The organism is Microbacterium sp. Z10_103, assembly GCF_058310455.1.
In genome coordinates this window covers 809,059-831,309 of record NZ_JBZEGK010000001.1, presented here as the reverse complement: position 1 = coordinate 831,309, position 22,251 = coordinate 809,059, and the positions used below count along the sequence as shown (strand labels likewise).

Below are 22,251 nucleotides of genomic sequence, written 5' to 3'. Positions count from 1 at the left end.
GCCGCCGCCCCCTCCGCATCCGCGCGAGAAACGACATCCCGGCCGAGAAACAACGCGTTGCGTTACGTCTCGGCCGGGATGTCGTTTCTCGGTGGCGTCCGTGGGGGTCAGGCGACGGGGGCGGCCACACGCGCGCGCGTCCGGCGCGTGGCCTCGATGATGTTGCGGAGGGACGCCACCGTCTCGTCGTAGCCGCGCGTCTTCAAACCGCAGTCCGGGTTCACCCACACCTGCCGCAGCGGCAGATCATCGACGGCGCGGTCGAGCAGCTCCGCGACCTCGGCGACCGAAGGCACACGCGGTGAATGGATGTCGTACACGCCCGGGCCGATGCCGTGGGCGAACCCGGAGGTGCGGATGTCGCCGATCACTTCGCCGCGGCTCCGCGCAGCCTCGATCGAGGTCACGTCCGCATCCAAGGCGGCGATCGCATCGATGACCACCGCGAACTCCGAATAACACAGGTGCGTGTGCACCTGCGTCGCGTCGGCTGCGCCGGCCGTGGCCAGGCGGAACGACCCCACCGACCAGTCGAGGTACGCCGGCTGGTCCGCGCGCTTGAGCGGCAGGAGTTCGCGGAGGGCGGGCTCGTCGACCTGGATGACCCCGATCCCCGCACGCTCAAGGTCGGAGATCTCGTCGCGGAGGGCAAGGGCGACCTGATTCGCCGTCTCCCCCAGCGGCTGGTCGTCGCGGACGAACGACCACGCCAGGATCGTCACCGGTCCTGTCAGCATCCCCTTGACCGGCAGTTGGGTCAGTGACTGCGCATGCGTCGACCAGCGCACCGTGATCGGTGCCGGGCGCGAGACGTCGCCCCACAGGATCGACGGTCGGGTGGCGCGTGATCCGTACGACTGCACCCACCCGTGACGGGTCACCGCGAACCCGCCGAGATTCTCGGCGAAGTACTGCACCATGTCGTTCCGCTCGGGCTCGCCGTGCACCAGCACGTCGAGTCCGAGCTCCTCCTGCAGCGCAACGACGCGGGCGATCTCCTCGCGGAGGAACCCCTCGTACGCATCCGTGTCGATCTCCCCGCGGGCGAAGCGTGCACGGGCGCGGCGGATGTCACCGGTCTGGGGAAACGATCCGATGGTGGTGGTCGGAAGCACGGGCAGCCCGAGCGCCTCCCGCTGTGCCACCTCGCGCACCCCGTACTCGCCGCGAGAGAAGTCGGCATCGGTCAGCGCCTGGGCGCGGGCGCGCACGTCGCCGTCGCGGACTCCGGGCGCATTCCGGCGATCGGCGAGAGCGGCGGATGCGGCGGCCACCTCATCCGCGATCGCGTCGGGGCCGTCCTCAAGACCCCGCGCCAGAGTCGCCACCTGACCGATCTTCTGGTCGGCGAACGCCAGCCATGTCGCGAGGCGGGGGTCGAGGTCCGGCTCGTCCTCGACATCGTGCGGAACGTGCTGCAGCGACGTGGAGGTCCCGGCCGCCACAGCGGCGGAGCCGAGGGCGGCGAGCTCGGCGAGGCGGGTGTGCGCTGCTCCGAGATCACCTCGCCAGACGTTGCGTCCGTCGATGACGCCGCCCACCAGCGTCTTGCCGCCCAGCCCGTCGACGACCGGCGGGACGGCTCCCCGGGTGAGATCGACCGCGATCGCCTCGACGGGGGCTGCGGCCAGCGCCGCCCACGCCTGCTCGGAGAGCTGCGCGTAGGGGGCTGCGACGAGGATCGCAGGGCGGTCGGATGCTCCGCCCAACGCCGCGTACGCCCGCTCCGCCGCCGCGGCGAGGGACGCCGCATCCTCCGGGAGGCTCTCGCTCACCAGCGCCGGCTCATCCAGCTGCACCCACTCCGCGCCGGCCGCGCGGAGTGTTGCGAGGAGTTCCGCGTACACGGGAAGCAGGTCGTCGAGGCGGTCGAGCGGCCGGAAGCCGTCCGGCGCCCCGTCGGCGGGTTTTGCGAGGGCGAGGAATGTCACGGGGCCGACGATCACCGGCCGCGTCGTGTAGCCGTCGGCGCGCGCCTCGGCCACCAGGCGCGCATACCGGTCACTGGAGAGGCGGAAGACGGTGTCGGGCGAGATCTCGGGCACGAGGTAGTGGTAGTTCGTGTCGAACCACTTCGTCATCTCCAAGGGGGGATGCTCCCCCGCGCCCCGCGCCGCAGTGAAGTACCCCGCGAGGGGAACGGTGCCGTCGGCCTCGCGCAGGTCAGCGAAGCGCGCGGGGACCGCGCCGACGGTGACAGCGGCGTCGAGCACCTGGTCGTAATACGAGAACGACTCAGGGATGGCGGAGTCGTTCCGGCCGAGCCCCAGGGCGGCCAGGCGGCCCCGCGTCGCGCGACGCAGCGCCGCCGCTGCGGCCTCGAGCTCCGCCTCGTCGAGCGCGCCCGCCCAGTGCGCCTCCACGGCGCGCTTGAGCTCGCGCCGGCGTCCGATGCGGGGGTATCCGAGGATCGTTCCGGTGGGGAATGCGGTCATCTCGCGGTCTCCTTGTGCGGTGTGAGGACACCGGCCTCGCGGAGGACCGCGAGCACCGTGTCGTGGTGGTTGAAGGCGTAGAGGTGGACGCCAGGCGCGCCGCCGTCCACCACGTCGGCGACCAGACGTGCGGCGTAATCGATTCCGATGCGGGTGCGACCCTCGGACGTGGGCTCCACCTCGAGGGCGATGGCGAGCTCGGACGGCAGATCCTCGCCGGTGAGCTCGAGCACGCGCCGCAGACGTGCCGGCGAGGTGATCGGCATGATGCCGGGCAGGATCGGGATGGTCACGCCGGCGTCGCGGGCGCGCGCGACGAACCCCAGGTAGTGGTCGGCGTGGAAGAAGAGCTGCGTGATCGCGAGGGTCGCTCCCGCGGCCTGTTTCGCCAGCAGGGCATCGATGTGCTGACGAGGATGCCGCGAACGCGGATGCCCCGTGGGGAACGCTGCGACCGCGATCTGCACGCGGGGGCGACGGTCCACCCGGGCGGCCCCGGGAAGCCCGGGGATGCCGAACTCGGTGTAGGGCGCACGCTCGGCCTGCACCCTGTCGATGAGTTGCACCAACTGCGCTGAGCTCTCAAGGTCGCCGAGTTCCACCTCGTCTTCGGCCACCCCCTCCGGCGGGTCGCCACGGAGCGCCAGGAAGCTCGTGATCCCCGCGTCCAGGAATTCACGGATGAGTGCGGCTGCGCCGGTGTAGCTGTTGCCGATACAGGTGAGGTGCGCGAGCGGCTCGACGTCGGTCGTGCGCCGGATGTGGCGGAGCACGTCGAGCGAGCGCCCGCCGGTGGATCCACCCGCGCCGTACGTCACGGAGATGAACTGGGGCCCGGTCCGCGCCAGACGCGCGATCGTTTCGTGGAGCGCCGGCTCCGAGGTCGCCGAGCGAGGCGGGTACAGCTCGAAGGAGAACGGCACGTTGGTGCGCAGATCGTCGGACATCTGGGGCTCTCGGCGGAGGAACGGGGTGCTGCGCGCAGCACCTACGGCGGTTTGCGCACGCGACGTCAGGGGCGGGGCGGTCGTGCGGTTCGACGGTACCGCCGGCCCCTTCCCGAGGGGTGCGGTGTGTCGGACTGTTTCGCCGATCTAGGCTGACGGCATGCCTGCTCCCCTCCCCCACGGCTCTTGGCCATCTCCCCTCTCCGCGCGCGATGTGGCGGCGGCGTCGCCGCGGATCGACGGCGCGCGGTTCGTCGGTGATGAGGTGTGGTGGGGGCAGACGGTTCCTGAAGAGGGCGGCCGGACGACGGTGCGACGGCGGTCGGCGGATGGCACCGTGAGCGACGTCCTGCCGGCGCCGGGGAACGCGCGTTCCCGGGTGCACGAGTATGGCGGAGGCGCATGGGCAGCGACCGACGACGCCGAGCTCGTCTACGTCGAGAAGAGCGATCAGCGCGTGTGGGCACTCCGGCCGGGCGGGCAACCGCGAGGCCTGACCCCCCGCGCCGACGGCGTGCGGTTCGGCGGCTTGCGCGTTCAGGCAGGGATGCTGCTGGCCGTGCGCGAGACGGACGGGACCGGGCGCACGCCGCAACGCGACATCGTCGTGATTCCCCTGGACGGTTCCGCGGCCGCGAACTCGGCGGCCGTGCAGAGCATTGTGGCCGGCAGCGATTTCGTGGCGCAGCCGGCACTCTCCCCGGATGCGACGCGACTCGCCTGGATCGCGTGGAATCACCCGGACATGCCGTGGGATCGCACGGAGCTCCGTGTCGGCGAACTGCAGGACGGCCGGATCGACACGTGGGCTGTTGTCGCCGGCGGCGCGGACCGCGCGCCGCTGCAACCGGAATGGACAGGACGGGACGAACTCGCGTTCCTCGACGACGCGTCCGGCAGGTGGAACCTGTGGGGCACGCGGGTCGGCGGCACGCCGCATCCGATCGCCCCCGCCGATGCCGACACCGGCGGCGCACTCTGGGTGCTGGGTTCCCGGTGGTTCGCGCCCATCGACGGCGGCTTCGTCGCGGTGCGCACCGACGGTGCCGACCAGCTGGTGCTTCTGACGGACGGAAACGAGCGCACGCTGCCGGTGCCGGTCACATCAGGCGCCCTCGTGGAGGACGCCCACGGCCGAAGGGTGCTGGTCTCGGGCAGCAGCCCGCATCAGCAGGGTGGGCTGTGGATGATGGATGTCGACGCGGAGGAGGCCGTCCTCGTGGCCGGTGGCACGCCGGTTCTCCCGGAGGACTGGATGCCGCGCCCGCGGAGCCTCACGGCGGAGGGGCCGCACGGCCCTGTGCACGCCTTCTCCTATCCGCCGACGAACCCCCACTACACCGGCGTGGAGGGCGAGCTGCCGCCCTGCATCGTCCTCGTCCACGGCGGCCCGACCTCACACGTCGGGCCGGCAGCATCCGCGAAGATCGCCTACTTCACCAGTCGCGGGATCGGCGTGCTGGACGTCAACTACGGCGGGTCCACCGGCTACGGGCGGATCTACCGTGATCGGCTGAAGGGGCAGTGGGGCATCGTCGACGTGGACGATGTGGCTGCCGCCGCGGAGGGACTCGTGGCCGGCGGCGACGCGGACGGCAAGCGCCTGGCGATCGACGGCGGGTCGGCCGGTGGCTGGACGGTGCTGGCGGCGCTCGTGGGCACGGATGTGTTCGCGGCGGGAATCGCGCGGTATGCCGTCGGCGACGCGCGGACGCTGGCAGAGGACACGCACGACTTCGAGGCGCGCTACCTGGACGGACTCATCGGTCCGCTGCCGGAGGCCGAGGCCCTCTACCGCGAGCGGTCCCCGCTGAGCCGCCCCGAGCGATTCCGCGTGCCGATCCTGATTCTGCAGGGGGCCGAGGATGCGGTGGTCCCGCCGTCGCAGGCGGAGGCGATCCGTGATGCTCTTGCGGCCCAGGGGATCCCGCACGCGTATGTGCTCTATGAGGGCGAGGGCCACGGTTTTCGCCGTGGCGAGACGATCGCGCACGCCCTGGAGAGCGAGCTGGCGTTCCTCGGCCAGATCTTCGGCTTCGAGACGCCAGGGGTCCCGCCGATCACGCTCTCGACCTGACACCCCGTCGAGCCCGACGCGCCGCGGCACCGACCCCGCTGCCCACCGAGTGTCAACGGTCGGTTGACATCAGCGTCAACCTTTGGTTGACTATCGACATGGATGAGATCCGGGCAGCACAGCAAGCAGTGCAGGATGCCCGCCGCCGACTGGAGTCCGCCGTCGATGCGGCGCGGGCGGCGGGGCGGACATGGGCCGATATCGGGAGGGAATTGGGAATGACGAGGCAGGCAGCATTCAAGCGGTTCGGGAAGCCGGTGGATCCGGTAGGCGGCGAACCGCTCCCCCGGCGGGGCGTGGCGGAGGTCCGCACCACGACGGAGCTCGTGTTCACGCTCATCGCGACCGGCGATTACGGCAGGCTGACCGAGATCATGCATCCGGTCACCGCGCAGGAGCTTCCGCGCGAGCGCATCGCCGACACGTGGCGAACGGTGCTCGGTGAGGTGGGTGCGCTGCAGAGCCTCCGCGACACGCGCGTGGAGATGCCCGGCGGGGCCACCATCGCTGCCGAAGAAGACGAGGTCGTCGGCACCGTCGTGGGCGCGACCACCCTGGTCTGCGAGGCCGGGGAGATGACCGGCCGCGTGGCAGTGAACGAGGACGGCCTCGTCGTCGGCATCCTCATCGTGCCGGAGGGGTACGGCCCCACGCCCTTCTAAGTCCCCGACGCGTGTGAATCGGCTGCCGCACCCCTCGGTGTGGCAGCCGATTCACGCACGTGGCGGGTCAGGATGCGAAGGGTGCCAGCTCGGCAGCGAGCCGCTCCCCCACGTGCGCGTGCAGGTACGTTCCTTCGGCACGGTGCTCCTCGGCCAGGATCAGCCCGGAGTCGTGGGCCGCCGAAATGAGCTCGCCCCGGTCGTAGGGCACGACCGCGCGCACCTCGACCGCGGGAAGCGGAAGCGCCTCCTCGATCGCCGCGCGCAGCTCGCCGACCCCCTCGCCGGTCCGCGACGAGACGAACAGCGCGCTGGGCTCGAGGCCCCGCAGCACCATTCGCGTATCGGGATCGAGGAGATCCGCCTTGTTGAACACGACGATCTCGCGCGTCGAACGGGCGCCGACATCCCCCATGACATCCCGCACCGTCGCCAGCTGGGCCGCCGGGTCGGGATGCGACCCGTCCACGACATGCACGATGACGTCGGCGTCGCCGACCTCCTCGAGCGTGGAGCGGAACGCCTCGACGAGCTGGTGCGGCAGGTTGCGGACGAATCCGACCGTGTCGGTGAGGGTGTACACGCGGCCGTCGACGGTCTCCGACCGACGCACCGTCGCATCCAGCGTCGCGAACAGCGCGTTCTCCACGAGCACGCCCGCACTGGTGAGGCGGTTCAGCAGACTCGACTTGCCCGCGTTGGTGTATCCGGCGATCGCGACGGCGGGAATGACGTTGCGCTTGCGCTCGGCGCGCTTGGCGTCCCGGGCGGGCGCGAAGTCGCGGATCTGTCGGCGCAGCAGGGCCATGCGCGTACGGATGCGGCGTCGATCGAGCTCGATCTTCGTCTCACCCGGACCGCGTGAGCCCATACCGGCACCGCCGGCACCCACCTGGCCACCGGCCTGGCGGCTCATCGAGTCACCCCAGCCGCGCAGACGCGGTAGGAGGTATTCGAGCTGGGCCAGTTCGACCTGCGCCTTGCCCTCGCGGCTCTTCGCATGCTGGCTGAAGATGTCGAGGATGACCGTCGTACGGTCGATGACCTTGACCTTCACGACATCTTCGAGCGCACGGCGCTGGCTGGGGGCGAGCTCGGTGTCGGCGATGACCGTGTCGGCGCCGACGGCAGCGACGATGTCGCGAAGCTCCTGAGCCTTGCCGCGGCCGACGTACGTCGCGGGGTCGGGATGCGGCCGCCGCTGCAGCACGCCATCCAGCACGACGGCACCGGCCGTCTCCGCCAACGCGGCGAGTTCGCGCAGGGAGTTCTCCGCGTCCCCCTGCTCGCCCTGGGCGTGAACGCCCACGAGAACGACGTTCTCCAGCCGCAGCTGGCGGTACTCGACCTCGGTGACGTCTTCCAGTTCGGTGGAGAGCCCGACGACGCGGCGAAGCGCGGCGCGTTCCTCGCGTTCCCACTGCTCGCCGTCGCTGTTGCCGTAGCTCACCGTGGTCTCGTCCTGCAGGGCCTGAGCGGCCCCGAACACACTGACCCCGGAGCGAGCCTCGGCACGCTCGAGCACACGATCCACGGGGTCGACCCGGGTCTCATCGGTGCTCGAAACGGGCAGCTGGTGCCCGTGTCGGGGTGTGGTGGTGTCCGTCATATCATCCTTTCTCGATGCCTGACCGGCCGGTTACCGCCCGGTCGGGCACCCCTGCACTCTAACTGTCCCGCCATCGGGACGGTCTCCGCTACGCTTCCGGCATGGGCAGCGACCACTATTTCAGCGCGTCGCCTTCCAGTTCCGCCCAGTTCCGTCGCATCCGCGTGACCTTGGCGGGGCACGACCGCGAGGTCACGACGGCGGCGGGAATCTTCAGCCCCGACCGGCTCGATGCCGGTACGGCGGTGTTGCTGTCCCACACGCCTCCCCCGCCCGCCGGCGGTCACTTCCTCGATCTCGGCTGCGGCTGGGGCCCGATCGCGCTGTCACTGGCGCTGGAGGCGCCTCGCGCCACGGTGTGGGCGGTCGACGTCAATGAACGGGCCTTGGACCTCGTGCGGCGCAATGCCGAGGAATTGGGGCTTAATAACGTCAACGCGGCCCACCCCGAGGATGTTCCCTCGGACGTCGTTTTCCGCACCATCCGCTCCAATCCCCCGATCCGCGTGGGCAAGAACGAGCTGCACCACATGCTCGAGCACTGGATCCCCCGCCTGGACGTCCGATCGGACGCGTGGCTGGTCGTGCAGCGGAACCTCGGTTCGGACTCGCTGCAGCGGTGGCTGGACGCGACCTTCCCGCGAGGCTTCACGGTGCAGCGCGCCGCGACGTCCCGCGGCTACCGGGTGCTCAAGGTGCGCCGGCACGGAACGCCCGAGACCGGGACGATCACGCTGCCGTGACACCCCAGGGCGCGGGTCAGGAGAGCGTGATCTCGCCCGAATAGACGAGGGATGCGGGTCCGGACAGCATCACCGAACCCTCGTGCACGCGGACGCCGAGGCGCCCGCCCGGGACGTCGACGACCCAGCGATCGGGCGCCGCCTGACCTGCCCAGTGGCGAACTGCGAGGGCGGCAGCGGCCACGCCTGTCCCGCAGCTGAGGGTCTCGCCCACTCCGCGTTCGAAGACCCGCATGCTGATCTCGCCCACGCCGTCGCGGACCAGCGGATCGGACGGCACAACGAACTCGACGTTGGCCCCGCGTGCCGGTGACGGCTCCAGCACGGGCTGATACGTCAGATCGAGGCCCTCCAGCTCGGCGGCGGATGACAGCGCGACCACGATGTGCGGGTTGCCCACGTCGATGCCGATGCCCGGGCGCGCGATATCCAGGCCTCGTGCACGAACGAGAGTGTCCCCCGATTCGATCCGGAAGCGGCCCAGGTCCACCTCTAGGCCGTCCTCACTGCGGGTGAGTGTCTTCACGCCGGCGCGGGTTCCGATGCGCAGCCCGCCGTCGAGGCTCGCCAGCCCGGTCTGGGAGAGGTACTTCGCGAAGACACGGGTACCGTTGCCGCACATCTCGGCCTTCGACCCGTCGGCATTGCGGTAGTCCATGAACCACTCCGCGCCGGCCGCGGCCGCATCGGACCCCTCCGCGATGGAGGCCGAGCGGACGACACGCAGCATCCCATCGGCGCCGATGCCGAAGTGCCGGTCGCAGAGCACCGCCACCTGCGCGTCGCTGAGGTCCACCTCGCCGTCGGGATCGGCGATCAGGACGAAGTCATTACCGGTGCCGTGGCCCTTGGTGAACGGGAGCGAAATCGGCATGCCGTCAGTCTACGGTGGCGGCGCGCACGAGGTCTGCGGCGTCGATGGTGCGCGCATCCACCCAGGTGACGTCGTCATACCGGCGGAACCACGACACCTGACGGCGCGCGTACCGCCGAGTGAGAGCCTGGGTCTCCTCGACCGCTTCCTCGGGTGTCATCTCCCCCCGCAGCTGGGCGAGCGCCTGCGCGTATCCGATGGCACGGCGCGCCGTCACGCCGCGCTCCAGCCCGCTGGCCCGCAACATGTCGGCTTCGTCGACCAGGCCGTCCTGCCACATCCGGCGCACGCGCGAGTCCAGCAGGGGCACCAGCTCCGACCGCTCGATGGCCGTCGCGACGACGGAGGTGCGCGGATGCCAGAGCACGGGCCGTGCGGGCAGCGCCGCGCCGTGCGTGGACTCGCCTTGCGCGAGCACCTCGAGAGCCCGCACGATGCGGCGGCCGTTGTGCGGGTCCACGCGCGCCGCCGTCGCCGGGTCTGCCGCCTGCAGCCGAGCGAAGAGCACCCCCGGCCCCTGTTCCGCCAGCTCAGCCTCCAGGCCCGCGCGTAACGCGTCGTCGCGGGGCGGAAATCGGAAGTCGTGGATGACCGCGGAGACGTACAGCCCCGAACCACCGACGAGGATCGCGTCCGCCCCCCGCGCATGGATGCTGCGCACCGCGGTGCGTGCCGCTTCCTGGTACCACGCCACCGCGGCCTCGTCCGTCACCTCGAGCACGTCCAGCAGATGATGTGGGATACCCCGACGCTGGTCCTCCGGCAGCTTGGCGGTACCGATGTCCATGCCGCGGTACAGCTGCATGGCGTCGGCGTTGACGATCTCGGCGGGCTGCCCGAACGAGCCGAGCGCTTCGGCCAGGGCAAGCGAGAGGGCGGTTTTACCCGTCCCCGTCGCCCCGACGACGGCCCAGAGGCGTCGCTCGTTCACACCCCGACGCGGAGGCCCGGGAGGCCGAGCGACACCGCCCGTGCGCCGCCGGCTCCGCCGACGGGTGCGGGAACCGCGCAGGAATCCCCTTGAGCCCGATCCCACGCGTCGCCGGCGCGCGTTCGCCGGATGCGCAACGGGGAGTGGTCGGGGCTGTCCGCGAGCAGGTGGAAGGGTGCCGCGTGTGTCACCACGGCGGTCACGACGTCGCCGGGCCGCGGCACGCCCGACCCAGCGGGCACTTCGGCGTGGACCAGACGGTTGTCCTCCGCGCGTCCCGTCACGCGGCGGGTCGCCGCATCCTTCTTGCCTTCGCCCGTGGAGACGAGGATCTGCAGCTCACGGCCGACCTGGCGCTGGTTCTCCTCGAGGGCGATCCGCTCCTGGAGCGCGAGCAGGCGTTCGTAACGCTCCTGGACGACGGGCTTGGGCACCTGGTCGGGCATTGTCGCCGCCGGTGTCCCTTCGCGGATGGAGTACTGGAAGGTGAAGGCGCTGGCAAAGCGCGAAGCTTCGACGACCCGGAGGGTGTCTTCGAAGTCGGCGGCCGTCTCACCGGGAAACCCCACGATGATGTCGGTCGTGATCGCGGCCTGCGGGATGCGCTCGCGAACGCGATCGAGGATCCCGAGGAATCGCTCGCTCCGGTAGGAGCGACGCATGGCCCTGAGGACGCGGTCGCTGCCGGACTGCAGCGGCATATGGAGCGAGGGCATGACCGCGGGCGTCTCGGCCATGGCGGCGATGACGTCGTCGGTGAAGGCTGCCGGGTGGGGGCTCGTGAAGCGGATCCGCTCGAGCCCGTCGATCTCGCCCGCGGCCCGCAGCAGCTTGCCGAACGCCTCTCGATCGCCGAATTCGACGCCGTACGAGTTGACGTTCTGCCCGAGCAGCGTCACCTCGATCGCTCCGTCGTCCACGAGCATCCGGATCTCGTTGAGGATGTCGCCCGGCCGGCGATCCTTCTCCTTGCCTCGCAGGCTCGGGACGATGCAGAACGTGCAGGTGTTGTTGCACCCGACGGAGATCGACACCCAGCCGCTGGCCGCCGAGTCGCGCTTCGTGGGAAGGGTCGAGGGGAAGATCTCGAGGGACTCGAGGATCTCCAGTTCTGCGTCGCCGTTGTGACGGGCGCGTTCGAGGAGGCCGGGAAGAGAACCCATGTTGTGGGTGCCGAACACCACGTCCACCCACGGTGCCTTGTCGAGAACGGCCTGCTTGTCCATCTGCGCCATGCAGCCGCCGACGGCGATCTGCATGCCGGCGTGCGCGTCCTTGCGGGACTTCAGATGACCGAGGGTCCCGTACAGCTTGCCGGCCGCGTTGTCGCGCACGGCGCACGTGTTGATGACGATGACGTCCGCCTCCTCCCCGAGCGCCGCGCGCACGTACCCCGCGCTCTCCAGCGAGCCGGACAGGCGCTCGGAGTCGTGCACGTTCATCTGGCAGCCGAACGTGCGCACTTCGTAGGTGCGCGCACGGCCGTCGGGGCTGTACGCGGCAAGAGACGGCGCGATCAGCGTGGGGGCGGCGGACAGGGTGGTCATGGTGCCCCATTCTAGGTTCCGGCGACGGGCGCGGGGATCGAAGGTGTGGGCGGTCTCCCCATGACGTGTCGCGGGGCGTCACGCCGGAAATCAGCGGAAGTGCACGCCGCCGCTCGACCGGTTCTCCGCCAGCGCCGCGCGCGCCGCCGTCGCAGCGACCGACCCGGGGTACCCCCGACGGGAGAGCTGACCCATCAGCCGGCGGAGCGCCGTGTCATCGTCGTAGCGGCTCAGCTGGCGCGCTTTGGTCCGAGCGAATTGCAGCGCCCGCTCCGCATCGTCGTCGGGGAGTTCGGCGAGGACCGCGTCGGTGACGGCGCGCGGAACCCCGCGACCCGACAGCGTCTGCGCGATCGCGCGCCTTCCCTGCCCTTTGCGCTCGGTCGCGGCATGGATCAGCTGCTCGGCGAGCATCGTGTCATCGAGATAGCCGAGACGAACGAACTCGGCGACGAGCGCATCCGCCTCGCCGGGTCCGAGATCCCTTTCGCGGAGGAAGGACCGCGCCTCCGAGACAGACAGCTGCCGCGCCCGGAGACGGCGCAGGAGCGCGCTTTCGGCGTCGGCCACCGCATCCGATGCCGAGGTTCCGGTCGGAACGACGTCGGTGCCGAGCGCTTCTTCTGCCTCGACGGTCCACGCGGGGTGCCAGGCCGGCGCGTCTGCCGCGCCGGCGAACAAGGGGGTTACGGGGGCGAGGCGCTCGCCCTCGCCCCCGTTACTCATAGCTCACCCCGGTTGTTGAGCGACGCCGAAACACGGTTGTTGAGCGACGTCGAAACATCAGGCAGGGCGGCGCGCGGCCAGCTCGTCTTCGACCGACGTTGTGCGCGGCGCACCGATCCCGAGCTTGTCCTTGATCTTGGTCTCGATGTCGGCGGCGATGTCGGGGTTCTTCAGGAGGAAGTTGCGCGCGTTCTCCTTGCCCTGACCGAGCTGCTCGCCGTCGTAGGTGTACCACGCGCCGGACTTCTTGACGATGGTGTGCTCGACACCGAAGTCGATCAGGCTGCCCTCGCGGGAGATACCCGTGCCGTACAGGATGTCGAACTCCGCCTGCTTGAACGGCGGGGCCATCTTGTTCTTCACGACCTTCACGCGCGTGCGGTTTCCGACAGCGTCGGAGCCGTCCTTGAGCGTCTCGATGCGGCGGATGTCCAAGCGCACGGAGGCGTAGAACTTCAGCGCCTTTCCGCCGGCGGTGGTCTCGGGCGAACCGAAGAACACGCCGATCTTCTCGCGCAGCTGGTTGATGAAGATCATCGTGGTGTTCGTGGTGTTCAGCCCACCGGTGAGCTTGCGAAGTGCCTGCGACATCAGACGGGCCTGCAGGCCGACGTGGGAGTCACCCATCTCACCTTCGATCTCGGCACGAGGGACGAGCGCGGCGACCGAGTCGATGACGACGAGGTCGATCGCCCCCGACCGGATGAGCATGTCGGCGATTTCCAGCGCCTGCTCACCGGTGTCGGGCTGCGACACCAGCAGCGAGTCGATGTCGACGCCGAGCTTCTTGGCGTACTCCGGGTCGAGCGCGTGCTCGGCGTCGATGAATGCGGCGATGCCGCCCTGACGCTGGACGTTCGCGATGGCGTGCAGGGTCAGGGTCGTCTTACCCGACGACTCCGGACCGTAGATCTCGATGATGCGGCCGCGCGGGAGTCCCCCCACGCCAAGGGCCACATCGAGGGCGATCGATCCGGTCGGAATGACGGCGACGGGCGCACGCTCGTCGCTGCCCAGCCGCATGACCGAGCCCTTTCCGAACTGCCGGTCGATCTGTGCGAGGGCCGAGTCGAGGGCCTTTTCGCGGTCGGCGGGTGATGGCATGGCGTGCTCCTTCTGCTGCGCGTGTCCGTCGCCTGTAGGCTGTCGCGCTCCAGCCCGGCGGGTGGATGCTGCGACAAGGCGTGTGGTGTCGTTCGACGTTGTTCACGCTAGACGGGGCCTCCGACATCGCGGAGGATTCCCGTGGTCGCGGGGACAAACGCGTCCTCGACACCTTCTGTGCAGGAGCCTACGCGCCGTTCGAACACTTCTTCGATGACACGCCGCGAGGACGGCTCACCCGCCCGGATATATGCGTGCCCTGCCGGGGTCGCGTCGAGCAGCCGCGAGCCGGGGCGAGCCCTGGGCGCGACGTCGGCTCAGCGCCGGCGGGGTTCGAGGCGGCCGGCGCCGTAGCGACGCGATGGCGGCACGTCGGTCTCCTCGCACAGAGCCAGCCACACGTCGCGCGGAGGGATCCCCGCATCGAGTGCCTCGGCGGCCGTGCGCCCACCGACGGCGGACAGCACCAGATCGGTCACCAGCGAGGATCCGCGAGCGCCGAACTCATCGGACACCGCCCGATCGAACTCAGACCTGCGCACCGTGTCAGCGCAGCGACAGCTCGGGCTCCACCGAAGCGACCAGGTCGTCGGGAACCACGTCGGGGAACGGCTGCAGGCCTTCCAGGACGGAGATGCGGTCGCCCACCTCGCGCATGATCGTGGAGATCGGCACGTCGAGCGCCTCCGCCACCGAGGCGAGGATCTCGCTGGAGGCTTCCTTCTGGCCGCGCTCCACCTCGCTGAGGTAACCGAGCGCGACGCTTGCGCGGCTCGCCACCTGCCGCAGGGTACGACCCTTCTCCTGACGGAGTTCGCGCAGGACTTCGCCGATCTCTTGACGTACCAGGATCATTTCAAGCCCCTCCTCACGTTGACTCCGCTTTCTGCCGGGTGCACCACGGTACAACACCGCATGCTGGCAATCTAATCCCTTGCGCTGGGGAATGGATGGGAATCGCCGAATGTAACGGCGCAGAAACACGCCCTATTCCCGCGCGCGGCGAGTGCCCTCACAGGGCGAGTATCGCGCGGCGGACCGCGATGCGAGCGGCCTCCTTGCGGATCGCGTCGCGGTCTCCGCTGAGGACGAGCGAGTCCACTCGAGTGCCCAGTGGGGTCGACACGGCAACGTGCACCGTTCCGACCGGCTGCCCGTCGGGCGAGTCGGGGCCGGCGATGCCGGTCGTGGCGATGCCCACCTCGGCCGCTCGGCCGTTGTGGCCCAGCACTTCGCGTACCCCTCTCGCCATCTGACGCGCCACGCTCGGATGCACCGGCCCGTGCGCGTCGAGGAGAGCTTCATCCACCCCGAGGACGCTGCGCTTGATGTCGGTCGCGTAGGCCACCACTCCCCCGCGGACGACGCGGGAGGCTCCTGGTACCGCAACGAGCGAGGAGACGACCAGCCCGCCGGTCAGCGATTCAGCGACCGCGACGGTCCACCCCAGCTCCGCCAGCCGCTCGATCAGCCTCGCGGCGCTTTCGCGAGGGTTGCTTGCCAGGGTCTGCTCGAGTTCTGCGGGGAGCTCGTCCATCATGGCGCGACTTTACGCGACCGCGCGGCCCGCAACTCACTGACGAGATAGTCGATTCCGCTCGCGATGGTGAGCAGTACGGCGATCGTCATGGTGACGACGTTGACCCACCAGACCGCGCCCTGCCAGGTCGGATCGTCGATGAGCGACGCCAGCGGCAGAAGGGCCAGCGACAGCGCGAGGGCCTGAGCCACCGTCTTCAGCTTGCCCATCCATGCGGCGGCGAGCACGTGGTCGCTCACGACCAGGAAGCGGTACACGGTGATGCCGATCTCGCGCACGAGCACGATGATCGTGATCCACCACGGCAGCTCACCGAGGATCGACAGACCCACGAACGCCACGCCCGTCAGCACCTTGTCGGCGATCGGGTCGAGCAGCTTCCCGAGATCTGTGACGATCTCGTACCGGCGCGCCAGGTAGCCGTCGATGCCGTCGGTCGCGATCGCGACGATGAACAGCACCGCGGCCCACCAGCGCAGCGGCCCGTCCGCGCCGTCGTCGGCCAGCAGCATCCACAGGAAGACCGGCGCGCACAGGATGCGCACGATCGTGATGACGTTCGGCAACTGCCGAGGAACGGCCATCAATCGCGACCCGTCAACTGCCACGCGTCGCCGTCGTCGTCGTCCGCGTCCACGACCGGAAGGCCGTCGAACTGGGCCTCGATCGGGTCGGACGCGTAACGGTCGGATGCTGCCGGCTCCGGAGCATCCTCACCGCGCAGCCGTGCCATCACCGAGGGCAGCTGCTCTGCGGTCACGAGCACGTCGCGGGCCTTGGAGCCTTCCGACGGGCCGACGATCTCGCGGGACTCCAGGAGGTCCATGAGGCGCCCGGCCTTGGCGAAGCCCACGCGGAGCTTCCGCTGCAGCATGGATGTCGAGCCGAACTGCGTCGAGACCACCAGTTCCGCCGCGGCCAGGAGAAGCTCGAGGTCGTCCCCGATATCGGCGTCGATCTCCTTCCGCTCCGCGGCGGCGGCGACGTCGGAGCGGTACTCCGGCCGGGCCTGCTGGGTGACGTGGGCGACGACCTTCTCGATCTCGGCTTCACTCACCCACGCGCCCTGCACGCGCAGCGACTTGTTGGCGCCCATCGGCAGGAACAGCGCGTCGCCCTGTCCGATGAGGCGGTCAGCACCGGGCTGGTCGAGGATGACGCGGGAGTCGGTGACGCTCGTCACGGCGAACGCGAGACGCGACGGCACGTTGGCCTTGATGAGTCCGGTCACCACGTCGACCGATGGTCGCTGGGTGGCGAGCACGAGGTGGATGCCGCTCGCGCGGGCCAGCTGCGTGATGCGCACGATGGAGTCTTCGACGTCGCGCGGGGCGACCATCATGAGGTCCGCGAGCTCATCCACAACGACCAGGAGGTACGGATACGGCTTGAGGACACGCTCGCTGCCGGCGGGGAGCTGCAACTCCCCCGCCACCACGGCCTTGTTGAAGTCGTCGATGTGGCGGAATCCGAACGACGCGAGGTCGTCGTACCGCATGTCCATCTCCTTCACGACCCACTGGAGCGCCTCGGCGGCCTTCTTGGGGTTCGTGATGATCGGCGTGATGAGGTGCGGCACGCCGGCGTAGGCGGTGAGTTCCACGCGCTTGGGGTCGACCAGCACCATCCGCACTTCCGACGGCTTGGCGCGCATGAGCAGGCTCGTGATCATCGAGTTCACGAAGCTCGACTTGCCGGAGCCGGTGGAACCGGCCACGAGCAGGTGGGGCATCTTCGCGAGGTTCGCCACCACATAGCCGCCGCCGACGTCCTTGCCGACACCGATGGTCATGGGGTGCGTGGATGCCGCGGCCACCGGAGAGCGCAGGACGTCACCCAGCGTGACGATCTCGCGGTCGGTGTTGGGGATCTCGACGCCGATCGCGCTCTTGCCGGGGATCGGGGCGAGGATGCGCACCTCGTTGGATGCGACGGCATAGGCGATGTTGTTGGTGAGCGCCGTGATGCGCTCGACCTTCACACCCGGGCCGAGCGAGATCTCGTACTGCGTGACGGTCGGCCCTCGAGAGAACCCCGTGACGCGCGCGTCGACGTTGAACTGCGACAGCACGCTCTCCACAGCCGCGACGACCGCGTCGTTCGCCGGCGACCGGTCCTTGTGCGGCGATCCGGCCGCGAGAGCGGCGACCGACGGCAGCCGGTAGTTCGCTGCCGGCGGGAGCCCCTGACCGTCACCGCCCAGTCCGGAGATGCCGGGCAGCTCCGCGGTCAGATCATCGGGAGCGTCGTCGCGCAGCGACGTTCCTCCGCCGGGCAGGGCAGCGGCAAGCGCGGCCGGGTCGAGCACCTCGGTGAGGGCGTCGGGCGTCGGCGGGCGCGGCGGGGGCGGAGGGGTCGGGGTGGGGGCCGTCGGGAAGACCTGCTCGAAGCCGCCCTCGACCGTGCCGGGCGTCAAGAGCTGGGTCAGGTCCTGCGATCCCAGGCCCCCGTCGACCTCCTGCTCTCGGCCCGTCCGGTTGCGTCGCCACCACGGAAGCGCCGGGTCGGCGTCATCCCCGTCGTCGCCGTCGCCGGAGGACGCCTCATCCGCGCGCCGTGTCTCCGCACGCTCGGCGCGCGCGGCCCGCTCGGCAGGATCGGCGCCGAACAGCCAGTCGTAGAGGTCGCCCAGACGGCGGCCGATGCGATTGGGCGGCGTCTTCGTGAGGATCAGGATGCTGAGCACCGCGACGAGCGCGAGCACGATGCCGGCACCGACCGGTGTGAGCAGCATCGCGAGGGGCTCCCCCGCCATCCAGCCGAACAACCCGCCCGCGAGACTGAGGACCGGAAGGCCCTCGCTCGGCTGCGGCCGATCGCCGAGAACGTGGCAGAAGCCGGCGACCGTCACGAGGAAAAGCGCGAAACCGATGCCGATGCGGCCGTTGTCGTGCACGGAAGAGGGGTGGCGGAAGAGCCAGCCGGCCAGCAGCAGCAACAGCACGGGGAAGACGAATGCCTCGCGGCCGATCAGACCGCCGACGCTGTACGCGCTGATGAGTGCCGCGACGTCGGTGCCGATGAGGAACCACTCCACCACCGCGCCGGCAGCGGCGAGGAGGACGAGCAGGAACGGGAACCCGTCGCGCCGCTGATCCTTCTCGAGGGTCTCCGGCCCGAACGCACGGAAAACCCCTCCGACAGCGTGGGCGAGCGCGAGCCATGCGCGAACGAGGACGGCGGGCTTCTCGGGTTCGCCGACGTAACGTTTGGGTGCGGGGGCAGGTTTGCGCGCGCCACCCTTTGCGGACGCGCGGGCGCCGGTCGTCGTGGTGCTGCGGGGCATACTCCCACGGTAGGCCGGGGGGCCGACGTTTCCCCGGATTGACGCGGGTCTCTCAGCGGAGCCGCTTCACCCTAGAGTGATCGCGTGCGCACCCGATCGGTCCTCACCGTCGTCGTCGTCACCCTCGTCGTCGTGGGAGTCCTGGCTGCTTGGGTGACGGCGCCCGCGTGGATGCCGGCCCTCTCGGTGCGGGACGCCGTTCCTGTGGCCGCGCTCCACGACGTCGGCGAACTCTGTTCTCTCGGGTACGCGTCGTGCCGGGAAGTCGGGGCCATGAGCTGACGACCCGACGGAACTCAGCGGAGCCGCTTGACCATCGTGTCGCGCCCCATCCCGGCGTTCGTGACCGCGAACCCCTCCGAGCGATACAGCGTCACGGCGAAATTGCCCCGCTCGACGCTGAGGCTGATGCGGCCGAACCCCTGCGCACGCGCCTCGTCGCACAGAGTGTGGAGGAGCAGCCGGCCGACGCCGTGGGATCGCCAGATGGGTCGCACGCCGATGATCAGTTCCGGCACGCCCGTGCCGACATAACCGAAACCGGGTTCTGTGCGCGGGAACATCCGGTACCACGCGGCCCCGACGGCCTCACCGGCCGGCGACTCGGCGACCATGCCCGCGTCACCCGGCCGCATCCACCCGGCCAGGTATCGCTGGTAGTCGGCTCCGGCCAGCACCTCATGGCGTGGCCGATCGCCGCCCGCGCGCCAGTTCGCCGCTTCCACCACCATGTCGGCGAGGAACGTCCCATCGGATTGACGGGCCGGGCGAACCGGGAGCGCCGGCATGGTTACGCCTCGATCACCAGCGGCACGATCATCGGGCGGCGACGCAGCCGCTGGTTCACCCAGCGACCGATCGTCCGGCGCACCACCTGCGACATCGCGTGACTGTCGCGCGTGCCCGACTGGGCTGCCTCGGCGAGCGCGGCGGCGATCTTCGGCTTGACGCTCTCGAACACTCCGGCGTCTTCGGCGAAGCCACGCGCGTGGATCTCCGGTCCGGTGATGATCTTGCCGGTCGCGGAGTCGATGACGACGATGACCGAGATGAAGCCCTCCTCACCGAGGATGCGGCGGTCCTTGAGATCCGCTTCGGTGATCTCGCCGACGGATGAGCCGTCGACGTAGACGAACCCGATGTCGAGTTGTCCGACGACCTCGGCGAGGCCGTCGCGAAGGTCGACGACGGTGCCGTTCTCACCCAGGATCGTGCGCTCGGCGGGGATGCCGGTGTCCTGCGCGAGGCGCGCATTGGCCATCAGGTGGCGGTACTCGCCGTGCACCGGGAGCACGTTCGCGGGCTTGATGATGTTGTAGCAGTACAGGAGCTCCCCGGCGGCGGCGTGGCCGGACACGTGCACCTTGGCGTTGCCCTTGTGCACGACCGTCGCCCCGAGCTTGGTCAGCCCGTCGATCACGCGGTAGACCGCGTTCTCGTTACCCGGGATCAGGCTGGACGCGAGGATGACCGTGTCACCCACACCCGGCTCGATCTCGTGGTCGTTGTTGGCCATGCGCGACAGGACCGCCATCGGCTCGCCCTGCGACCCGGTCGACATGTACACGATGCGGTCTTCGGGGAGGTCGCGTGCCTTCTTGTAGTCGATCAGCACGCCCTCGGGCACGTGCAGATAGCCGAGCTCTTCGGCGATCGTCATGTTGCGCACCATGCTGCGGCCGAGAAGCGCGACGCGGCGCCCATGAGCGGCGGCAGCATCCAGAACCTGCTGCACCCGGTGCACGTGGCTGGAGAAGCTTGCCACGATGACCCGGCGGGGGGCCGAACCGATGACCTGCTCGAGGACCGGGCCGATGCTGCGCTCGGTCGGAGTGAACCCGGGCACATCGGCGTTGGTGGAGTCGACGAGGAACAGGTCGACGCCCTCCTCGCCCAGACGAGCGAAGGCGCGCAGGTCGGTGATGCGGCCGTCCAGCGGCAGCTGGTCCATCTTGAAGTCGCCCGTGGCCAGGGCCATGCCCGCGGGGGTGCGGATCGCGACGGCGAGCGCGTCGGGGATGGAGTGGTTGACCGCGACGAACTCGAGATCGAACGGACCGACCTTCTCCCGCTGCCCCTCGGCGACGGTGAGCGTGTACGGCTTGATGCGATGCTCTTTGAGCTTGGCCTCGAGGAGGGCGAGAGTCAGACCCGAGCCGAGGAGCGGGATGTCGCTCTTGAGCCGAAGCAGATAGGGAACCGCACCGATGTGGTCTTCGTGACCGTGGGTGAGCACGACCGCGACGATGTCGTCCAGACGGTGCTTGATCGGCTCGAAGTCGGGAAGGATCAGGTCGACGCCCGGCTGGTGCTCTTCGGGGAAGAGCACGCCGCAGTCGACGATGAGGAGCTTGCCCTCGTACTCGAATACCGTCATATTGCGGCCGACCTCTCCGAGCCCGCCCAGCGGCGTGACTCGAAGGGTGCGGGGTGCGAGCGCGGGCGGGTCATAGACCGTCGTGGGCATGTGTTGCCTCCTCGGATGCGGTTGCATCGCTATTGCGGCTCGCGTGGCGCGAACCTCTTTCTTTGTCGACTCGCGCGGCGCGAGCCCATGTCATCGGGTGGTGCCGTGCACCTTCGGCAGCGCGCCACCGGCCGCGGCGTTCCGGTCGGGGCGGAAGTTGGAGAAGTCCGCGCCGGGGACGTCGCGGACGAGGGCGAGTTCGTCCTCGATGATCGCGGCCTCCCACTCCTCGGGCCCGACCAGTGGCAGGCGAACGCGGGGACTCGTGATGCGTCCGAGGCCGTGCAGGATGTACTTCGCCGCCACCGTCCCGGGCACGTGGGTCATGACGGCGCGGACGAGGGGTTCGAGGCGCTTGTGCGCGGCGGTGGCAGCGGCGAGGTCGCCGCGGTTCACCGCATCCACGATCGTGCGGTACGGCGCGGCGGCGATGTTCGCGGTGACTCCGATGAGCCCGCTCGCTCCGATCGCGAGGTGCGGCAGCACGTTGGCGTCATCGCCGGAGAAGTACATCAGGTCGGTCTGGTTGAGAACGCGGCTGACCTCACTGAAGTCGCCCTTGGCGTCCTTGATGGCGAGGACGTTGGGGTGCTTCGCGATCCGGAGGATCGTTTCGTACCTGATGGGTACACCGGTGCGGCCGGGAATGTCATAGAGGATGACCGGCAGGTCGGTAGCGTCGGCGACGAGACGGAAGTGCGTGAGGATGCCCGCCTGTGTGGGCTTGTTGTAGTACGGCGTCACGATCATGATGCCGTCGGCGCCGGCCTTCTCGCTCGCCTTGTAGAGCTCGATGGCGTGCGCGGTCTCGTTGGATCCGCCGCCGGTGATGATCTTGGCGCGGCCGGCCGCGACATCCTTGCCCACCTCGACGAGGCGCAGTTTCTCGGGGTCGGTGAGGGTGCTGGTCTCGCCGGTGGTGCCCGTGACGACGATGCCGTCGGCACCGGCGACGATGACATCGTCGATGTGCTTCTCGACGGCGGGCCAGTCGACCTCGCCGTCGGCCGTCATGGGGGTGACGAGCGCGACGAGCACCTGCCCGAACGGATTGCCCGAATGCGTCATGTTCTCAGGGTATCGGTCGGCGCGGCGTCGTCGCCGCCGCATCCTGGCGCCCAGGCGTTCGCAGGGGGTTCTGTCGCCCGAGGCCGGCGGGCGCAGCGGGCGCCGGCGCCTGGCGGGGCGGGCGGGCGCGGCGGGCGGGGCGGGCGGGCGCCGGCGCGGGGCGGGGCGGGCGGGCGCAGCGGGCGCGCCGGCGCGGGGCGGGGCGTGCACGTCGGGAGGAGAAGTGCACTCGGGA

20 protein-coding genes are annotated in these 22,251 nt (G+C 69.9%); 4 read left to right on the top strand and 16 right to left on the bottom strand.

All coding sequences use genetic code 11. The features are described 5' to 3' along the window. Positions 1-107 precede the first annotated feature (107 nt). Both metE and AC4FS2_RS03770 read right to left on the bottom strand, forming a co-directional pair. Positions 108-2,435, bottom strand: a complete 2,328-nt coding sequence (metE, locus tag AC4FS2_RS03775) for a 5-methyltetrahydropteroyltriglutamate--homocysteine S-methyltransferase (RefSeq protein ID WP_491153384.1) — start codon at positions 2,433-2,435, stop codon at positions 108-110. Then, the gene (locus AC4FS2_RS03770; protein ID WP_491153386.1) at positions 2,432-3,382 is read right to left on the bottom strand and encodes a methylenetetrahydrofolate reductase; all 951 of its coding nucleotides are present in this window, start codon (positions 3,380-3,382) and stop codon (positions 2,432-2,434) included. Before AC4FS2_RS03770 ends, metE begins: the two co-directional genes overlap by 4 nt. A 160-nt stretch (positions 3,383-3,542) precedes the next feature. Between AC4FS2_RS03770 and AC4FS2_RS03765 the strand changes: the two genes are divergently transcribed. After that, positions 3,543-5,459, top strand: a complete 1,917-nt coding sequence (locus tag AC4FS2_RS03765; RefSeq protein WP_491176372.1) for a prolyl oligopeptidase family serine peptidase — start codon at positions 3,543-3,545, stop codon at positions 5,457-5,459. 98 nt (positions 5,460-5,557) lie between these two features. After that, positions 5,558-6,121 carry a hypothetical protein gene (locus tag AC4FS2_RS03760; protein WP_491153390.1) on the top strand — a complete coding sequence of 188 codons (564 nt, stop codon included), beginning with the start codon at positions 5,558-5,560 and terminating at the stop codon, positions 6,119-6,121. A gap of 67 nt (positions 6,122-6,188) precedes the next feature. On the opposite strand, the gene hflX is transcribed toward AC4FS2_RS03760, so the two are convergent. Beyond that, positions 6,189-7,730, bottom strand: a complete 1,542-nt coding sequence (gene hflX, locus AC4FS2_RS03755; protein WP_491153391.1) for a GTPase HflX — start codon at positions 7,728-7,730, stop codon at positions 6,189-6,191. Positions 7,731-7,831: 101 nt separating this feature from the next. On the opposite strand from hflX, the gene AC4FS2_RS03750 reads away from it, so the two are divergent. After that, positions 7,832-8,473: a class I SAM-dependent methyltransferase gene (locus AC4FS2_RS03750; protein ID WP_491153393.1), complete on the top strand. Its 642-nt coding sequence runs from the start codon at positions 7,832-7,834 to the stop codon at positions 8,471-8,473. Between the two features lie 16 nt (positions 8,474-8,489). Here the strand turns inward: AC4FS2_RS03750 and dapF are convergent, their stop codons facing one another. From dapF to AC4FS2_RS03700, 10 genes are all read right to left on the bottom strand, one after another. Continuing rightward, the gene (gene dapF / locus AC4FS2_RS03745) at positions 8,490-9,347 is read right to left on the bottom strand and encodes a diaminopimelate epimerase (protein WP_491153394.1); all 858 of its coding nucleotides are present in this window, start codon (positions 9,345-9,347) and stop codon (positions 8,490-8,492) included. Between the two features lie 4 nt (positions 9,348-9,351). Then, positions 9,352-10,278, bottom strand: coding sequence for a tRNA (adenosine(37)-N6)-dimethylallyltransferase MiaA (miaA, locus tag AC4FS2_RS03740; RefSeq protein ID WP_491153396.1), 927 nt, complete (start codon positions 10,276-10,278; stop codon positions 9,352-9,354). After that, a complete protein-coding gene (miaB, locus tag AC4FS2_RS03735) occupies positions 10,275-11,825 on the bottom strand; it encodes a tRNA (N6-isopentenyl adenosine(37)-C2)-methylthiotransferase MiaB (RefSeq protein ID WP_491153398.1) in 1,551 nt (516 codons plus the stop codon). Before miaB ends, miaA begins: the two co-directional genes overlap by 4 nt. A gap of 90 nt (positions 11,826-11,915) precedes the next feature. Continuing rightward, complete coding sequence (locus tag AC4FS2_RS03730) at positions 11,916-12,551, bottom strand: regulatory protein RecX (RefSeq protein WP_491153400.1); 636 nt, start codon at positions 12,549-12,551, stop codon at positions 11,916-11,918. A gap of 57 nt (positions 12,552-12,608) precedes the next feature. Beyond that, positions 12,609-13,655, bottom strand: a complete 1,047-nt coding sequence (recA, locus tag AC4FS2_RS03725; protein WP_491153402.1) for a recombinase RecA — start codon at positions 13,653-13,655, stop codon at positions 12,609-12,611. Positions 13,656-13,972: 317 nt separating this feature from the next. Beyond that, positions 13,973-14,197 (bottom strand): DUF3046 domain-containing protein, encoded by a 225-nt coding sequence (locus AC4FS2_RS03720; protein ID WP_491153404.1) that lies wholly within the window; start codon positions 14,195-14,197, stop codon positions 13,973-13,975. Between the two features lie 4 nt (positions 14,198-14,201). Continuing rightward, on the bottom strand, positions 14,202-14,510 hold the full coding sequence (locus tag AC4FS2_RS03715) for a helix-turn-helix domain-containing protein (RefSeq protein WP_491153406.1): 309 nt from the start codon (positions 14,508-14,510) through the stop codon (positions 14,202-14,204). A gap of 157 nt (positions 14,511-14,667) precedes the next feature. Then, complete coding sequence (locus tag AC4FS2_RS03710; protein WP_491153409.1) at positions 14,668-15,195, bottom strand: CinA family protein; 528 nt, start codon at positions 15,193-15,195, stop codon at positions 14,668-14,670. Then, on the bottom strand, positions 15,192-15,779 hold the full coding sequence (gene pgsA / locus AC4FS2_RS03705) for a CDP-diacylglycerol--glycerol-3-phosphate 3-phosphatidyltransferase (protein ID WP_491153411.1): 588 nt from the start codon (positions 15,777-15,779) through the stop codon (positions 15,192-15,194). Before pgsA ends, AC4FS2_RS03710 begins: the two co-directional genes overlap by 4 nt. Further along, complete coding sequence (locus AC4FS2_RS03700; protein WP_491153413.1) at positions 15,779-18,481, bottom strand: FtsK/SpoIIIE family DNA translocase; 2,703 nt, start codon at positions 18,479-18,481, stop codon at positions 15,779-15,781. Before AC4FS2_RS03700 ends, pgsA begins: the two co-directional genes overlap by 1 nt. An 84-nt stretch (positions 18,482-18,565) precedes the next feature. Here AC4FS2_RS03700 and AC4FS2_RS03695 point away from each other — a divergent pair, with 84 nt between their 5' ends. After that, the gene (locus tag AC4FS2_RS03695) at positions 18,566-18,763 is read left to right on the top strand and encodes a hypothetical protein (protein ID WP_491153415.1); all 198 of its coding nucleotides are present in this window, start codon (positions 18,566-18,568) and stop codon (positions 18,761-18,763) included. Positions 18,764-18,777: 14 nt separating this feature from the next. Here the strand turns inward: AC4FS2_RS03695 and AC4FS2_RS03690 are convergent, their stop codons facing one another. From AC4FS2_RS03690 to dapA, 3 genes are all read right to left on the bottom strand, one after another. After that, positions 18,778-19,269 carry a GNAT family N-acetyltransferase gene (locus tag AC4FS2_RS03690; RefSeq protein WP_491153416.1) on the bottom strand — a complete coding sequence of 164 codons (492 nt, stop codon included), beginning with the start codon at positions 19,267-19,269 and terminating at the stop codon, positions 18,778-18,780. 2 nt (positions 19,270-19,271) lie between these two features. Continuing rightward, positions 19,272-20,948 carry a ribonuclease J gene (locus AC4FS2_RS03685; protein ID WP_491153418.1) on the bottom strand — a complete coding sequence of 559 codons (1,677 nt, stop codon included), beginning with the start codon at positions 20,946-20,948 and terminating at the stop codon, positions 19,272-19,274. A gap of 90 nt (positions 20,949-21,038) precedes the next feature. Continuing rightward, the gene (gene dapA / locus AC4FS2_RS03680; RefSeq protein ID WP_491153420.1) at positions 21,039-22,016 is read right to left on the bottom strand and encodes a 4-hydroxy-tetrahydrodipicolinate synthase; all 978 of its coding nucleotides are present in this window, start codon (positions 22,014-22,016) and stop codon (positions 21,039-21,041) included. Positions 22,017-22,251 lie beyond the last annotated feature (235 nt).

What these genes read in the sequence shown, in the direction of transcription:
- AC4FS2_RS03765 (WP_491176372.1), top strand. Translation starts at nt 3,543, where the DNA reads ATGCCTGCTCCCCTCCCCCACGGCTCTTGGCCATCTCCCCTCTCCGCG.
- miaB (WP_491153398.1), bottom strand. Translation starts at nt 11,825, where the DNA reads ATGACCACCCTGTCCGCCGCCCCCACGCTGATCGCGCCGTCTCTTGCC.
- dapF (WP_491153394.1), bottom strand. Translation starts at nt 9,347, where the DNA reads ATGCCGATTTCGCTCCCGTTCACCAAGGGCCACGGCACCGGTAATGAC.
- AC4FS2_RS03730 (WP_491153400.1), bottom strand. Translation starts at nt 12,551, where the DNA reads ATGAGTAACGGGGGCGAGGGCGAGCGCCTCGCCCCCGTAACCCCCTTG.
- AC4FS2_RS03710 (WP_491153409.1), bottom strand. Translation starts at nt 15,195, where the DNA reads ATGATGGACGAGCTCCCCGCAGAACTCGAGCAGACCCTGGCAAGCAAC.
- hflX (WP_491153391.1), bottom strand. Translation starts at nt 7,730, where the DNA reads ATGACGGACACCACCACACCCCGACACGGGCACCAGCTGCCCGTTTCG.
- recA (WP_491153402.1), bottom strand. Translation starts at nt 13,655, where the DNA reads ATGCCATCACCCGCCGACCGCGAAAAGGCCCTCGACTCGGCCCTCGCA.
- pgsA (WP_491153411.1), bottom strand. Translation starts at nt 15,779, where the DNA reads ATGGCCGTTCCTCGGCAGTTGCCGAACGTCATCACGATCGTGCGCATC.
- AC4FS2_RS03770 (WP_491153386.1), bottom strand. Translation starts at nt 3,382, where the DNA reads ATGTCCGACGATCTGCGCACCAACGTGCCGTTCTCCTTCGAGCTGTAC.
- AC4FS2_RS03690 (WP_491153416.1), bottom strand. Translation starts at nt 19,269, where the DNA reads ATGCCGGCGCTCCCGGTTCGCCCGGCCCGTCAATCCGATGGGACGTTC.
- metE (WP_491153384.1), bottom strand. Translation starts at nt 2,435, where the DNA reads ATGACCGCATTCCCCACCGGAACGATCCTCGGATACCCCCGCATCGGA.
- AC4FS2_RS03685 (WP_491153418.1), bottom strand. Translation starts at nt 20,948, where the DNA reads ATGCCCACGACGGTCTATGACCCGCCCGCGCTCGCACCCCGCACCCTT.
- AC4FS2_RS03760 (WP_491153390.1), top strand. Translation starts at nt 5,558, where the DNA reads ATGGATGAGATCCGGGCAGCACAGCAAGCAGTGCAGGATGCCCGCCGC.
- AC4FS2_RS03750 (WP_491153393.1), top strand. Translation starts at nt 7,832, where the DNA reads ATGGGCAGCGACCACTATTTCAGCGCGTCGCCTTCCAGTTCCGCCCAG.
- dapA (WP_491153420.1), bottom strand. Translation starts at nt 22,016, where the DNA reads ATGACGCATTCGGGCAATCCGTTCGGGCAGGTGCTCGTCGCGCTCGTC.
- AC4FS2_RS03700 (WP_491153413.1), bottom strand. Translation starts at nt 18,481, where the DNA reads ATGCCCCGCAGCACCACGACGACCGGCGCCCGCGCGTCCGCAAAGGGT.
- AC4FS2_RS03715 (WP_491153406.1), bottom strand. Translation starts at nt 14,510, where the DNA reads ATGATCCTGGTACGTCAAGAGATCGGCGAAGTCCTGCGCGAACTCCGT.